Source organism: Clostridium sp. ZBS15 (assembly GCF_023845705.1).
Classification (GTDB): Bacteria; Bacillota; Clostridia; order Clostridiales; family Clostridiaceae; genus Clostridium; species Clostridium aquiflavi.
On record NZ_JAMQHY010000012.1, the window covers coordinates 103319 to 118854 of the forward strand.

General features: G+C 27.1%; 12 protein-coding genes. All 12 read left to right on the plus strand.

The annotated features are described in order from the left end of the window. Positions 1–61 precede the first annotated feature (61 nt). The 12 genes from NG904_RS06560 (at position 62) to NG904_RS06615 (ending at position 15391) form a co-directional block, all read left to right on the plus strand. Positions 62–340, plus strand: a complete 279-nt coding sequence (locus tag NG904_RS06560) for a TIGR04104 family putative zinc finger protein (protein WP_252230619.1) — start codon at positions 62–64, stop codon at positions 338–340. A 48-nt stretch (positions 341–388) separates the two neighbouring features. After that, entirely contained in the window at positions 389–970 is a 582-nt protein-coding gene (locus NG904_RS06565; RefSeq protein WP_252230621.1) for a nucleotidyltransferase family protein, read from the plus strand. Positions 971–1108: 138 nt separating this feature from the next. After that, the gene (locus NG904_RS06570; RefSeq protein ID WP_252230623.1) at positions 1109–2455 is read left to right on the plus strand and encodes a 6-phospho-beta-glucosidase; all 1347 of its coding nucleotides are present in this window, start codon (positions 1109–1111) and stop codon (positions 2453–2455) included. A gap of 318 nt (positions 2456–2773) precedes the next feature. Beyond that, the gene (locus NG904_RS06575; protein WP_252230625.1) at positions 2774–5515 is read left to right on the plus strand and encodes a sigma-54-dependent transcriptional regulator; all 2742 of its coding nucleotides are present in this window, start codon (positions 2774–2776) and stop codon (positions 5513–5515) included. Between the two features lie 299 nt (positions 5516–5814). After that, positions 5815–6126 (plus strand): PTS sugar transporter subunit IIB, encoded by a 312-nt coding sequence (locus NG904_RS06580; protein WP_252214228.1) that lies wholly within the window; start codon positions 5815–5817, stop codon positions 6124–6126. A gap of 22 nt (positions 6127–6148) precedes the next feature. Next, positions 6149–6463, plus strand: a complete 315-nt coding sequence (locus NG904_RS06585; RefSeq protein ID WP_252214226.1) for a PTS sugar transporter subunit IIA — start codon at positions 6149–6151, stop codon at positions 6461–6463. A gap of 68 nt (positions 6464–6531) precedes the next feature. Then, the gene (locus tag NG904_RS06590) at positions 6532–7626 is read left to right on the plus strand and encodes a DUF871 domain-containing protein (protein WP_252214388.1); all 1095 of its coding nucleotides are present in this window, start codon (positions 6532–6534) and stop codon (positions 7624–7626) included. Between the two features lie 47 nt (positions 7627–7673). Next, positions 7674–8942 (plus strand): PTS sugar transporter subunit IIC, encoded by a 1269-nt coding sequence (locus NG904_RS06595; protein ID WP_252230627.1) that lies wholly within the window; start codon positions 7674–7676, stop codon positions 8940–8942. Positions 8943–9232: 290 nt separating this feature from the next. Then, the gene (locus NG904_RS06600; protein WP_252230629.1) at positions 9233–9880 is read left to right on the plus strand and encodes a response regulator transcription factor; all 648 of its coding nucleotides are present in this window, start codon (positions 9233–9235) and stop codon (positions 9878–9880) included. Then, positions 9870–11243, plus strand: a complete 1374-nt coding sequence (locus NG904_RS06605; protein ID WP_252230631.1) for a sensor histidine kinase — start codon at positions 9870–9872, stop codon at positions 11241–11243. Before NG904_RS06600 ends, NG904_RS06605 begins: the two co-directional genes overlap by 11 nt. Positions 11244–11278: 35 nt before the next feature. Beyond that, complete coding sequence (locus tag NG904_RS06610; RefSeq protein ID WP_252230633.1) at positions 11279–13585, plus strand: glycoside hydrolase; 2307 nt, start codon at positions 11279–11281, stop codon at positions 13583–13585. A gap of 336 nt (positions 13586–13921) precedes the next feature. After that, positions 13922–15391 carry an MFS transporter gene (locus NG904_RS06615; RefSeq protein ID WP_252230635.1) on the plus strand — a complete coding sequence of 490 codons (1470 nt, stop codon included), beginning with the start codon at positions 13922–13924 and terminating at the stop codon, positions 15389–15391. The last annotated feature ends 145 nt before the right edge of the window (positions 15392–15536 follow it).

A 15536-nucleotide genomic window follows, 5' to 3' on the forward strand; every position in this document is an offset into this window, starting at 1 on the left:
GTATTTTTAGGTATTTATCTAAGAAGACTGGATTGAATTAAGAAATTTTTAGGAGTGCTATATGAGAAATAGATGTGAATACTGTAGTCATAAATTTAAATACAGAGAAGTAATAAAATCAGTGTGGGCAATTAAAGAATATAAAAATATAAAATGTGAAGAATGTTTAACTGAATATAAGTTGACATGGTATTCTAATTTATTAATTAATGTATTAGTTACAGCACCAGTACTTGTAACAAATTTAATAGGTTCTAAAATATTAATTTTATATGGACTATGGCTAATTATTATGATTTTAATAACTCCATTATTTTGCACATATAAAAAATATGATTGATACAAACAAGAAGAAATTAAGATAAAAAATAAACTTATGAGGTGGACAATGATTTTTAAGACTTTAAGTTACATAGGAGAAAAATTAAATGAAAGTGGAGTAGTATGGGCTGTAGGAGCATCTATTTTATTAAATAGTTATGGACTTGCAGATCATCCTAATGATATTGATGTTTTAGTAGACACAAATGATATTGAAAGAGTCGATAAAATTTTAAAAAGTATTGGTGAAAAGAAAGAAAAAAAAGAGTCCAAGACATATTCTACAAAATACTTTTATGAATATGTTGTGAATGGAATTGATATTGATGTCATGGCTGGATTAAACATTAACTATAATGGTGGAGTATTTAAATATACTTTTGATAATAAGTCAATTTCAGAATTTAAGAATATAAATGGAGTAAATATACCATTAACTTCTTTAGAGGATTGGTATGTTATATATCAGTTAATTCCAAATAGAGAGAAAAAAGTGAATTTCATAGAGGACTATCTAATATCAAATGGAATAAAAAATAAGGGATTATTAGAAAGAACATTAAAATGTGAATTGCCTGATGAAGTTAGAAATAAAGTAAAAAAAACATTAATTTTAATAATACATACAGTTTTACTAAAAGATTGCTGAATTTAATGAATGATTAAAAATATACCTTACAAAATATTTAAAATAAATAGTAGTATTTTATGTTTTAAAATGCTAATTCAGCAATTGTGTAAACATATTCATATTGTTTAACAAATAATTTTTATGGAGGTTAGAAATATGGATAAAAAAGAAATAAAAATAGTTACTATTGGAGGGGGGTCAAGTTATACTCCAGAATTAATTGAGGGTTTTATAAAGCGTAGTAAGGAACTTCCAATTAAAGAAATTTGGCTTGTAGATATTGAAGATGGAAAAGAAAAATTAGAAATTGTTGGTGCTATGGCTAAAAGAATGGTTAAGGCAGCTAAATTAAATTGGAAAATTAATTTAACTTTAAATAGAAGAGAGGCATTAAAGGATGCTGACTTTGTAACAACTCAATTTAGAGTAGGCCTTTTGGATGCGAGAATAAAGGATGAAAGAATTCCTTTAAGTCATGGACTAATGGGACAAGAAACCAATGGTGCAGGTGGCATGTTTAAAGCCTTTAGGACAATTCCAGTTATTTTAGAAATAATTGAAGATATAAAAGAATTATGTCCAGATGCATGGCTTATAAATTTTACAAACCCAGCAGGTATGATAACTGAAGCTGCTATTAAATATGGGGGCTTTAATAAAACCATTGGACTTTGTAATGTACCTATAAATTGTATAAAACAAGATAGTAAAGCATTAGAACTTGAAGAAGAAGATTTATTTTTTAAGTTTGGAGGAATAAATCATTTTCACTATCATAGGGTATGGGATAGTTGTGGAAATGAAAGAACAAAAGAATTAATAGAATTATTATATAATCCAATTAATGAGGATTCAAATAATGAAGCGGTAGTAGCAAATATTAAAGAATCAAAATTTATATATGAACAAATAAAAGATTTAGGATTATTACCGTGTCCATACCATAATTACTATTATGCTACAGATGATATGCTAAATGAAGAACTGGAAGGCTTTTCAAAGGGAGAAACAAGAGCTGAGGTTGTTAAAAAAACAGAAGAGGAATTGTTTGAATTATACAAAGATGTTAATTTAGATTATAAACCAGAACAATTAACTAAAAGAGGTGGAGCTTATTATAGCGATTCAGCATGTGAAGTTATAAGTTCAATATTTAACGATAAAAGAAATATTATGGTGGTGAGCACTTTAAACAAAGGAGCAATTATAGATCTTCCATATGATTCTGTTGCAGAAGTTTCAAGTATAATAACATCACATGGTCCAGAACCAATATGTTTTGGACAATTAGATGCATCATCAAGGGGAATGCTTCAATTAATGAAATCTATGGAACAAGAAACCATTTTAGCCGCAATTAGTGGTGATTATAATAAAGCATTACAAGCTTTTATAATAAATCCATTAGTTCCAAGTGGTAATGTTGCAAAGACAGTATTAGATGAATTACTTTTAGCACATAAAAAGTATTTACCTCAATTTAAAGGAGACGCTATACTTTAAGAACTAGTGGTATTTTAGTACAAGCATAATTATTATATTTAGATAGAGCTTATAAAAACTAATGGTTATAAATTTGTTATCAATGAGTCTGTAAGGATTATGTATAGTACAGAGCATAGTTAGATTGTATAAAAGCTTATAGATAACATGTTTTGTTTAATTGACAATGAAAAACTATTCAGAATAAAAAACATTTTGGATAGTTTTTTATGTATCAATTCAAGTATTTTGTTCAACTTTGTGTATGAATTTATGGACTATATTAAAATAAAGTCCAATATTAAGAAACTAACTTTTATATAGGAAGGGGGGATTATAATGGTTAACATAACTAGAAAAGAAGAGGTTATGATAAAACTACTAGAGCTTGAAAGTAAAAGTGAAAAGGGAGTAACAGCTGCTCAATTAAGTTTATATATGGAATTAGATCGCACTAATGTAAGTAGATATTTAAATGAACTGTATAAAGAGAAAAGATTGAATAAAAAGGATGGAAGACCAGTTGTATATAGTAGTATAAAAATAAAACAAAATAATGATTTAAGCGAAAATAGTAAAGAGCGAACAGTTAATAAAAAAGATAGTTTAGAGATGCTTGTTGGTTCAAAACATTCACTAAAATTGCCTATACAACAAGCAAAAGCAGCTATATTATATCCACCTAGAGGACTTCACACTTTAATATTAGGTGAAACTGGTGTTGGAAAATCATTATTTGCTGAAGTTATGTATTACTTTGCAAAAGAGTCTAATATGATATTGAATGATGCACCATTTGTCAGGTTTAATTGTGCAGATTATGCTGATAACCCTCAATTAGTTATTGGGCAAATATTTGGAATAAAAAAAGGAGCATTTACTGGTGCTGATAGTGATAAAGAAGGCTTATTAAAAAAAGCAGATGGTGGAATATTTTTCTTGGATGAGATACATAGATTGTCTCCACAAGGACAAGAAATGCTATTTACTTTTATTGATAAAGGATACTTCAGAGCTTTAGGTGATACAGAAAAGAAAATAAGAGCAGAAGTACAAATTATAGCAGCAACTACAGAATCACCTGAATCATTTTTATTAAAGACATTTACTAGAAGAATTCCAATGACAATAGTATTACCACCACTTAGAGAGAGAATGCTAGAAGAAAGATATAGGCTGTTAAGTGAATTTATAATAGCGGAATCATTAAGACTTGGCAAAAGCATATATGTAAGCAAAAATTCAATAATATCCTTTTTGCTATATGATTGTCCTAACAATATAGGACAATTAAAAAGTGATGTTCAACTTTCGTGTGCTAAGGCATTTTTAAATTATAAAATAAACAAGAGCAATTATATTTTAGTAGATCAAGAAGAATTACAGCCTAGAGTTCAAAAAGGAATAATGAAAATTCAAGAACATAGGGAAGAAATAGAGGTTATAGTTAAAAATATTACTGATATTTTAAGATTTTCAAGTAAAGATAATTTTGAAAGAAATTTTGAATTAGAAATTGGTGAATATAATAATGCTAAAAATAAGAGCTTTTATTCAATTATAGAAAATAAGGTAGAATTATTAAAGAATCAAGGAATTGATGAAGAAAGTATTAATAATATTTTAAATATTGATTTTGAAGAGTATTTTAAAAAGTATATAAATACAATAAATACAAATTTAAAAAAAGAAGAAATTTCTAAGATTGTTGGATTAAAAATAATAAGAGTTGTTGAAAATATGTTATTTATAGCTTCTAAAAGATTAAATAGAGAATTTAATCAAAGAGTTTATTTTGGACTTTCACTGCATTTACAAGGGAGTATTGAGAGGATTACTTGTGGAAAAAAGATATATCATCCTAAACTTAATATTATTAGAGTTCAATATAGAGAAGAATTCAATGTAGCCATGGATATAGTTAAAATTATTGAAAAAGAATTTAATGTAGATGTTCCTTTAGATGAGATTGGTTATGTAACTATGTTTTTATCTGCATGTGATGACGAAGCTCGTGAATACGTAGAAGAAAAAGTTAGTGTCCTTGTTATGATGCATGGAAGAAGTACAGCTAGCAGCATTACTGAAGTAGCTAATACACTTATAGGAGAAGAATATATACAATCATTAGATATGCCATTAACAATGAAGGCAGAGGTTATGTTTAAAAAAGCTAAAGAAAAAATTAAAGAAATGAATACTAAAAAAGGATTATTAATATTGGTGGATATGGGATCATTGATTAATTTTGGAAGTATCATTAGTGATGAATTAGGTATTAAAGTTAAGACAGTGGACATGGTAACAACATTAACTGTTATAGAGGCAGGAAGGAAAGCAATAAATGGAAGAAGCTTAGATGCTATTTATAGTTCGTGTCAAGAAATAGGAAGAACTTCAATACAAATGTCTAAGGAATATTATAGTAGCCATAAAGAATTTATAATAATTACAACTTGTTTTACAGGAGAAGGTGCAGCGGAAAGAATAAAAACAAGAATAAGTTGTAGTTTGAAAAACATAGAAAAAGTTAGCATTGTTTCTCTTGATATATTAGATAAAGAAGATTTCTTAAAAAAGGTAAGTACATTGAAAGAAAAATATATAATATTAGCTGTGGTTGGAACTGTAAATATATTTATTGAAGGAGTACCATTTGTATCTGCACAGGATGTTTTTATGGAATATGGGGTAAAGCAGTTAGATGATTTAATTGAAATAGAAAGTAATTTTTTAAAAGTAAGAAAAGCATTGGAAAATGAAATAACTGAAATTAATTGTATGGCTTTAATTAGTGACATTAGAAATATGATAAGAGATATAGGAGAGAGTTTGAATATTAAAATTCAACATGATATACAAATTGGAATTTTAATTCATATAAGTTTTCTTATAGATAAACTAAAACATGGAATGAATCAGACTAAGTTTAATGAATTAGAAGAATATAGATATAAGTATTTAAAGGAGTTTTTGATTATTAGAAAAAGTTTAGGTATTTTAGAAAATAATTATAATATTGAAATTGGTGATGATGAATTAGCTTATATAGTTAGAATGGTTGTAGAAAATATAGTGTAAATATTAGTTATAACTTAACTGCAGGTTGAGATAAAAAGAGTTAATCTTATATAGAGTGTAAAAATAAGAAAGTGTGTAATTGATTTTACACACTTTTTTTGAGATTTTTACAATATGAGAATAGACTATAAACATAGGAAAAACATGATTTTAAAGAAAAATTTCTTTAATATAAATTTTGGCATGGTTATTGCTTAGTATATAGGTGTAAGGTAAAAATAATAAACAAGAATGAATATGTTTTAAAACTGTAATATAAAACTGTAACATAAAACTGTAAATTTAAAGGAGGATTTTAAGTGAAAAAGATATTGTTAGTTTGTTGTGCAGGAATGTCTACTAGTTTATTAGTTTCAAAAATGCAAGCAGCAGCAAAAGAGAAGGGAATTGAATGTAGTATAGAAGCAACAGGAGAAGCACAAGTTAAAGATCATATAGATAATATTGATATTTTATTATTAGGGCCACAAGTTAGATTTTTATTAAAACAATTTCAAAAAAGCCTAGCTGATAAGAATGTGCCAGTAGAAGTTATAAACACTATTGATTATGGAACAATGAATGGAAAGAAGGTATTAGCAAGGGCTTTAGAACTTATAGATAATAAATAATCAAAAAAAGGGGAGAAACTATATGGAAGAAATAATAATGAATCTTATAGTTCATAGTGGGGAAGTTAGAAGTTATTCAATGGAAGCAATTCAATGTGCTAAAAAGGGAGATTTAAATAAAGCTAGGGAATTGATAGAAAAAGCTGATGAAGAAATGTCAAAAGCTCATAATGTTCAATCATCTTTAATACAAAAAGAAGCTGGTGGAGAAAAAATAGAGGTGTCATTGCTTATGGTACATGCTCAAGATCATTTGATGACAAGCATGACAGTAAAATCTCTTGCTATTGAATTCATAGATATGTATGAGAAATTTGATGATAAGCTAAATAAGTAATAAAGTTAATTAGATGAAGAAGTATCTCCAACAATAGGAGCTTATTATATGGAATGGGGGATGAAAGAATGATAGGACTCGGGATTTCAGTTTATCCTAATCATGCAGATATAAATGAAATTGTGAAGTATATACATTTAGCTGGCAAATATGGATTTAAAAGAATCTTTACATGCTTAATTTCTGTAGCTGATAAAAACACTGAAGATGTAATTAGTGATTTCAAAACTATGTTATGTGCAGCTAAAGAAGAAAATATGGAGGTGATTGCAGATTTAGATCCAAGTGTATTTAAAAGTTTAGGGGCATCTATATATGACCTAAAAGTGTTTAAAGATATTGGATTAGATGGAATAAGGCTAGACTTAGGCTTTAGTGGATTAGAGGAATCTATCATGAGTTTTAATGAGTATGGATTAAAAATAGAACTTAATATGAGCAATGGGACTAAGTATATAGATAATATTTTATCTTACAAATCCAATATTGATAATCTATATGGATGTCATAATTTCTATCCTCATAAATATACAGGTCTTTCACTTGAACATTTTATTAAGTGTTCAAAACAATTCAAGGAACTTGGATTAAGAACAGCCGCCTTTGTAAATTCTAAAGAAGCCAAGTATGGACCTTGGCCTGTATCAGAAGGGTTATGTACTTTAGAAATGCATAGAAACTTACCAATAGATGTACAAGCTAAACATTTTTTAGCAACAGGACTTATAGATGATGTAATAATAGCAAATTCTTTTGCATCAGAACAGGAATTAAAGATATTAAGTGAAATAAATAAAGAAAAATTAATGCTTAATATTGAATTTGATGAAACTGCAACAGAACTTGATAAAAAGATAGTTCTTGAAGAATTTCATTACAATAGAGGTGATGTATCAGAATACATGATAAGGTCTACGCAAAGTAGAGTTAAATATAAAGATAAGCGCTTTCCAGCAGTTAATACTCCAAATATAAAAAGAGGAGATTTATTAATAGATTCGGATTTATACACTAGATATGCAGGTGAACTTCAAGTTGCATTAAAGGATATGAAAAATAGTGGAAAAACAAATGTGGTTGGAAAGGTAGTTGATGAAGAAGTATTTTTATTAAATTATATAGAACCTTGGACAAGTTTTTGTTTTAGAGAAGTAAAAGGTTAAAAGTTATAAGAATAAAAAAATATACCTAAGTAAGGAGGAAAAGGTCTATGAAAAAATTTTTTGATTGGATGGAAGAGCATTTTGTACCTATCGCAGCTAAAATAGGTGCTCAAAGGCATTTAGTAGCAATACGTGATGGGTTTGCAACAATAACACCATTAATTATGGCAGGAGCATTTGCAGTATTATTTAATAATTTAGGTTTTAAATGGTATCAAAACTTTCTGGATTGGCTATTACCAGTGGGATGGAAAGCTTGGGGTGTAGCTATTTCTAATGGTTCTTTTGGTGTTATGTCAATATTAATAGTATTTACAATATCTTATCATTTGGCAAAAGGATATGATAAGGATCCATTAGCAGCAGGTATATTATCATTAGGATCTGCAATGCTTTTATATGCAACAAATGCTGAAGGTGCATTACCATTTACTTTCTTAGGAGCTCAAGGACTATTTATATCTATAATAGTAGCATTAGTTGTTACAGAAATTTTTGTTAAGTTATCAGGAAATTCAAAATTAATAATAAAGATGCCAGAGGGAGTTCCACCAGCAGTTTCTAAATCTTTTGCAGCTTTATTGCCATCAATTATAGTTTTAGCTTTAACAGCTGGAGTTAAGGAATTATTAATAGTTATAAATATACCAGATGTTCATCAGGCATTATTCTTAGCACTACAAAAACCACTACAAGGTGTTGCAGGTAGTTTAGGTGGAGTATTACTTATAATTTTTGTATCTCAATTACTATGGTTCTTTGGATTACATGGTTCTAATATACTTGCACCAATTATAAATGCGCTACTACTTCCATTGCTTGTTTTAAATACAGAAGCAATTAATTCAGGAGTAGAACCAAAATATATTGTAAGTAGTCAATTTTTAGATTCATATGTAAATATGGGTGGATCAGGAGCTACTATTGCATTAATTATAGCGATATATATTTTAGGAAAGAAATCAGGATCTCAACAAAAGATGATTGCAAATTTAAGCTTAGCACCAGGATGTTTTAATATTAATGAACCAATAATTTTTGGTATGCCAATAATATTAAATCCAATGTACTTTATTCCATTTATGTTAGCACCATTAGTATCTGCATTAACAGCATATGGTTTAACAGCAATACACTTTGTACCAAAAGTTTCAATTATGGCAGGATGGACAACACCTCCAATTTTAGGTGCAATATTCTCTACTAACTCAATTATGGGTGGAGTTACAGCTCTTATTTGTTTAGTTATTAGTGTATTAATATATCTTCCATTTGTTTATGTAGCAGGAAGACAAGAACTAAAAAATAACCAATAAATTTATTAAAGCTTTATCCTACTAATTATATAGTAGTTTAATATCATATAAATTATCCTCTCAAAATTAGCCCATTTTATAAAACAATTTATTTACAAAAAGCACTTCAGAATGTTTTTCTGAGGTGCTAATTTTTTTATTATTTAGGAAATTATATTATTGAAAAATTTGTAGATAACTTAAATTATAATTTTATTTTAAGGATAAGGATTAAAACCTAAATAATATTATTTCTTTATTTAATAGGATATAATTAATGTATATGATGCACAAAAAAGGAGCGGTATAGATTGAATATATTGATTGCAGATGATGAAAAGCAGATGCTTAAAATACTAGAAGCTTATTTTAAAAGAGAAGGATTTAATACTTTTATGGCAGAAGATGGTGAAATGGCATTAGAAATATTTCATTCAAATAAGATAGATATAGCAGTGTTAGATTGGATGATGCCTAAAATTAGTGGAATAGAAGCTTGCAGATATATAAAGGAAAACAGTACTGCAAAGGTACTAATATTAACTGCAAAATCTCAAAATGATGATGAAATAGAAGCATTAAATTGTGGGGCAGATGAATATGTAAAAAAACCATTTGATCCAAGAATACTTTTATTAAGAGCTAAAAAACTTGTGAATTTTAATGAAAAAATGATAGTTAATGGTATTAAATTAAATATTAATGAACAAAAAGTATATAAAAATGATGAAATTTTAAAACTAACTAAAATAGAATATGATCTTCTTTTAGTTTTTATAAAAAATAAAGGTATTATCTTATCGAGAGATAAACTTATAGATTTAGTGTGGGGAATTGATTATATTGGAGATTATAGAACAGTGGATACTCATATAAGGCGATTAAGGGCAAAAATAGGAGAAGATAATATAAAAACATATAGAGGAATAGGTTATAGTTTGGAGGTTGATGAAAATTAAGATAAGCAGAAAGCTTACTGTTAGCATAGCTTCAGTTGTGATTATAGTTTCTATAATTTCTATATTAATAAATTTATTCTTTGTAGGAAAATATTATATATTTGAAAAACGTAAAATTTTAAATAGTGTAGAAAATCAAATATTAACAGAAGACATAGATGTACTAATTGATGATATACCTAAAATAGAACAAGAAAACAGTGTTGTCATCGTATATGGAGACTTGAATGATAATTTGAATAATATAAATGAAAATTTAATTTCAAATTTTAATTTAAAGAAAGTTAAATTAAATAAATTTTGGGTTACTGAAGAAACACTAAATAATATAAATAATAGAAGCATTAATAAGATATATGATCAAGGCGTACCTAAATATAGGATGTTAACAAAGTTTGTAAAGAAAGATTCATATATATTTGCAATAGGATTATCTATACCTTATATTGATGAGACTATAAGCATTGTAAATAAATTCAACATATACTTAAATATGTTATCTATAATTATAATTATTATATTATGCGCCATAATATCAAAAAAAATAATAAATCCATTAGAGCATCTTAAAAAATTATCTAGGGATATTTCTGAGTTGAATTTTAGAAAAGAAGAAATACATACTAATGATGAAATAGAAGAACTTGCAATAAGTATAAATAGTATGAGTGAAAGTCTAGAGAAAGCTCATAGTGAAATTAATATAAAAAATAAAAGATTGAAGGAATTAATTTCAGATATATCTCATGAATTAAAAACACCTTTAGCTTTGATTAAAGTATACAGTCAGGGATTAGAAGATGGATTAGATGACGGTACATATATAAATACAATACAAGAGCAAATTGATGAAATGGATTATTTAATAGAAAAATTATTATTTTGGGCAAAATTAGAAAATAAACTAAGGAATAATTCAACTTTTGACTTAGGAAAAAATATTAAAGATATAATAAAAAAATATCAGCTTATTCTTAAAGAAAGTGATATAAAACTATATTTAAATTTTGATGAAAACAAAGAATATATCATATATGCTGATGAAGAAGATATTGAGGTAGTATTAAATAATTTTATTACTAATGCTATAAAATATACTAGCAACAATAGTATTGAAATAAAATTATTAGAAACTTTAGGGAAAGTAGAATTTTTCATATCAAATGGTATAGAAAACAGAGAAAAATATAATTTAAATGAAATATGGCAACCCTTCTGTGTATTAGAAAAATCAAGGAATAAAAACATATCGGGAACAGGGTTAGGTTTATCAATAATAAAAAGTATATTAGAAAAATATAACTTTGATTTTGGATTTAATTTAAAAGGTAATAGTATTGAGTTTTATGTAACATTCATGTAACATTCTTAAGCTATTTTGTTTAAGAGGTGATAATAATGAAAAGAGTAATATCTTTAATACTAGCGGTATCATGCGCTACAACAGTTTTAATGGGATGCATAAACAAAGATAAAATTAATAATAAGCTTTATTCAAAGGTAGAAGATTTAGATTTTACTTTTAAAGTAGATCCAGAAACATTTAAGGTTGAAGTTGAATCAAATGGAGTGACTGAAATAGTTTCAGAACCATTAGAAAATATGAAGGTATCTGATCTGAAAAATAATGGTGATGAAGTGTCATGGAAATACGATGAGAAAAATTTAAATGTTGATGTTAAAAAACAAAATAATTACTTAGATATTTCTATAAAATCTACTAAAGATGAGGAGAATAAATTTTCTTGGCCTAATGTAAGCGGAGAAAGCTATATGCTTCCACTAAATCAGGGTAAGTATATTCCAAGCAATGATTTAGTTTGGAAAGAGTATTTAAATGAATCTGAAATGAAAGTTATAGAATCTTTTTCAATGCAGTTTTTTGCAGCAAGTAAGAAAGATTATTCGTTATTATATATAATTAAAAATCCATATAACAACAATATTACTTTTGATACTAAAGAAAATATAAAGTTTACATTTAATCATGAATACCCATCTATAAATAAAAATAAAGAATATGGTTTTAGAGTCTACTTAACTAAAAATAGTCCTGTAGATATCGCTAAAACATATAAAAATTATTTAATTGAAAATGATAACTTTAAAACATTAGAAGAGAAAGCTAAAGAAAATAAAAATATTGAAAAACTATATGGAGCACCACATGCGTATTTTTGGGACAGAAATGTTATATCAGAAGAAAATATTAAGTGGAATAGATTAAGAGAAAATATGCCTCAAAATCTAAAACTTTGGATACAAAATTTATTGAATACAAAAGTTTTAGATGGAGGTGAGCTTGCAACAGCTTTTGATGAATTTCAAAAGTTAGATTATACAGATAAGTATACTAAAAATGGAATGCTTAAAGGTTTTAGTGAAATATTGCAATTAAAAGAGTTCTATAATTCTGAAATTTTCACTAATTTAGATAATGAAAGCAAAGTTTTAGTAGACAAAGGTATTGATAACTTAAATTCAGTAGAACTTATAAATTTAAATAAAAGATTGTTAAAAAGTGTACTATCAGATGATTTAGTACCTATTGAAAAATGGTCTGATGCTAACACTGTTGATGTAATAGAAGATATGAAAAATTCAGGGTTAGATAATATGTGGCTTGGACTAGATGATTGGCAAGAAGGTTTTATAAAGCCTGAACTTGTGGAAAGTGCAAATAAAGCAGGATATTTAATAGGAACTTATGACTCATATCATTCAATTCACAAACCAGGGGAAGAACAATGGATAACAGCTAAATTTAATGATAAATCTCTTTTTGAGGAAGCTACTGTAGCCAAAAAGGATGGAAAGAAAATTGAAGGATTCCAAGGTGTAGGAAGAAAGTTAAATCCAACTTTAGCAATGCCTAGTGTAAAGGAAAGAGTAACATCAATTTTAAATATAGGATTACAATTTAATTCATGGTTCCTAGATACAGATGGAACTGGAGAAATTTTTGATGATTATTCACCAAATCATATTACAACTGAAGAAGAAGATATAAAAGCAAGACTTGAAAGAATGGATTATCTTCAAAAAGAGTACAACATGGTAGTTGGTACTGAAGGTGGAAATGATTTTGCAAGCAAAAATATAGCTTTTGCACAGGGAATAGAAACACCATCATTTTCTTGGATGGATAAGGATATGAATAAAAATAAAGATAGTGAATATTATGTTGGCAGATATTATTCCAATACTAATGGCGTACCAGAAATGTTCTCAAAACAAATTCCATTAAAGGACAAATATAAAAAAATATTTTTAGATACAACTTATACTATTCCATTATATAAATTAGTTTATAATGATTCAGTTATAACAACACATTGGTGGGGATGGGGAACACTAAAAATAAAAGATGAGATAGAAAATAGAATGTTATATGAAGTCCTTTATAATGTACCACCATTATATCATTTAGATAAAAATGAATGGGTAGAGCACAAAGAAATAATAATTAAACATAGCAAAGTTTGGTCAGATTTTAGTAAAAAAGTAATAAATAAAGAAATGACTGATTACAAAATATTATCAGATGATAAATTGGTTCAAATGACTCAATATGAAGATGGTATAAAAGTAGTGTGTAATTTCTCAAATAATGAAGTAAATGCTGAAGGAGAAAAAATACCAGCAAAATCTCTTATAATAATAGATGGTAATGATAAAGTTATATATACACCGCAAGGTGAATAATATAAAGCTCAAATATTTAATTAAGTAATATTATTATTTTAGAGGGGTTATTTATGTTTAATTTTATTAAGCATAAGTAGCTCCTCTTTACTTTAATGTTTAGTAAAATTTATAACTTGAAGGGCGAAGAATACTAATTAATATAGGCTATAAAAGTTAAGCTATTATGTAGTAAGTTAAAAAATTTAAATATATATGATAATACAGAAATGTTTGTAATAATAGTTTGCATTAAAATATTTATTATTATGTTATAATCTTTAGTGGAAATAATATCTTTATGGTATGTATTAAATAAACTAAAGAATAAAATGAGGAAGGGGATACAAATTAAGTATGACTAAAACTGAAAAAAGTAATATAAGCAAAAATAATTGGATAATCCTTGCCATAGTAGTTATGTCACCATTTATGGCATGTCTTGATAGTAGCATAATAAATGTAGCACTACCTGTTATGGCAAAGGATCTTTCAACATCTATGGCTGGTATACAGCAAGTGGTTACAACATATCTTATAGTGATTTCTGCAACTATACTTATATTTGGAAGATTGGGGGATATAAAAGGAAAAACAAGTGTATTTAAATATGGATTTATAATATTTGTTTTAGGTTCTTTATTATGCGGAATATCAACTACGCTTAATTTTTTAACATTTTCAAGAATTGTTCAAGGAATAGGTGCAGCTATGACTATGTCCACAAGTCAAGGAATTATAACACATACGTTTCCAAAGAATGAAAGAGGAAGAGCACTTGGAATCTCTGGAACCTTTGTAGCACTTGGAACTTTACTTGGACCACCTTTAGGAGGATTAATAATATCGATAGTAAGCTGGGAGTACATATTTTTAATAAATGTTCCAATAGGAACATTAGCTTTTATAGCAGCAATGAAATATTTACCTAAGGATAAAATAAACATAAATACAAAGCAAACTTTAGATTATAAGGGAGCCTTACTTTTTCTTATATGCATAGTTTCATTATTTGAGGGACTACTTACAGGACAAAAGATTGGCTATAATCATATAACAATAATTCTATCATTTATAATAGCTTTAGTTAGTTTTATTATATTTATTATATTAGAATTAAGAATAGAAGATCCACTTGTAGATTTATCAATATTTAAAAATAGAGTTTTTTCTATCAATGTATTTTGTGCTTTTTTATCATTTGTAGGAATTAGTTGTATAAACATAATACAACCTTTTTACCTTCAAGATGTATTGGAACTATCTCCAGGTACAACAGGGTTTATAATGATGGGTTATCCTATTGTTTTAACTGTTATAGCTCCATTAAGTGGATATTTAGCAGATAAAATAGGAAGTAAGATACTTACTTTAAGTGGTCTTTTAGTAAGCGCTATAGGTTTATTTGCTATGACAACTTTAAATGAGCAATCATCATTTCTAATAATTATTAGTGTTATATCTATAGTAGCTTTAGGTAATGGAATTTTCCAATCTCCTAATAATACTTTAGTAATGTCTTCAGTTGAAAAAAGTAAACTGGGAATAGCTGGTGGAATAAATGCTCTTATTAGAAATTTAGGATTTGTTTTCGGAGTTTCATTTTCAACTACTGTATTGTATAACAGAATGAGTTATAAAATAGGATATAGAGTATTGGGTTATGTTGAAGGCAGAGGAGATGTATTTATATATGGCATGAGATGGGTATATTTTCTTGCAGCAATAGGATGTATTATTGGATTTATAATATCTTTAATTGATAAATTGCAGATAAGGAATATTCAAAAAAGTAATGAATCTAAAATTACTGAACAGTCTATATAGGTATCATCAAATGATTATGTAATTGGTTGATGAAGATTATATCCTAGAACAAAATCGCTAAGGCGACTTTGGAGCCGTCGATTTTTTTAGCCATGCGCCTTTTCCAAACGCAGTGCAGTAATAATGGTGCGGCATATGATTATTT

Bases quoted from the DNA above. Each gene is read 5' to 3' on its own strand.
- NG904_RS06560 (WP_252230619.1), top strand. From the start codon at position 62: ATGAGAAATAGATGTGAATACTGTAGTCATAAATTTAAATACAGAGAA.
- NG904_RS06565 (WP_252230621.1), top strand. From the start codon at position 389: ATGATTTTTAAGACTTTAAGTTACATAGGAGAAAAATTAAATGAAAGT.
- NG904_RS06570 (WP_252230623.1), top strand. From the start codon at position 1,109: ATGGATAAAAAAGAAATAAAAATAGTTACTATTGGAGGGGGGTCAAGT.
- NG904_RS06575 (WP_252230625.1), top strand. From the start codon at position 2,774: ATGGTTAACATAACTAGAAAAGAAGAGGTTATGATAAAACTACTAGAG.
- NG904_RS06585 (WP_252214226.1), top strand. From the start codon at position 6,149: ATGGAAGAAATAATAATGAATCTTATAGTTCATAGTGGGGAAGTTAGA.
- NG904_RS06590 (WP_252214388.1), top strand. From the start codon at position 6,532: ATGATAGGACTCGGGATTTCAGTTTATCCTAATCATGCAGATATAAAT.
- NG904_RS06595 (WP_252230627.1), top strand. From the start codon at position 7,674: ATGAAAAAATTTTTTGATTGGATGGAAGAGCATTTTGTACCTATCGCA.
- NG904_RS06605 (WP_252230631.1), top strand. From the start codon at position 9,870: ATGAAAATTAAGATAAGCAGAAAGCTTACTGTTAGCATAGCTTCAGTT.
- NG904_RS06610 (WP_252230633.1), top strand. From the start codon at position 11,279: ATGAAAAGAGTAATATCTTTAATACTAGCGGTATCATGCGCTACAACA.
- NG904_RS06615 (WP_252230635.1), top strand. From the start codon at position 13,922: ATGACTAAAACTGAAAAAAGTAATATAAGCAAAAATAATTGGATAATC.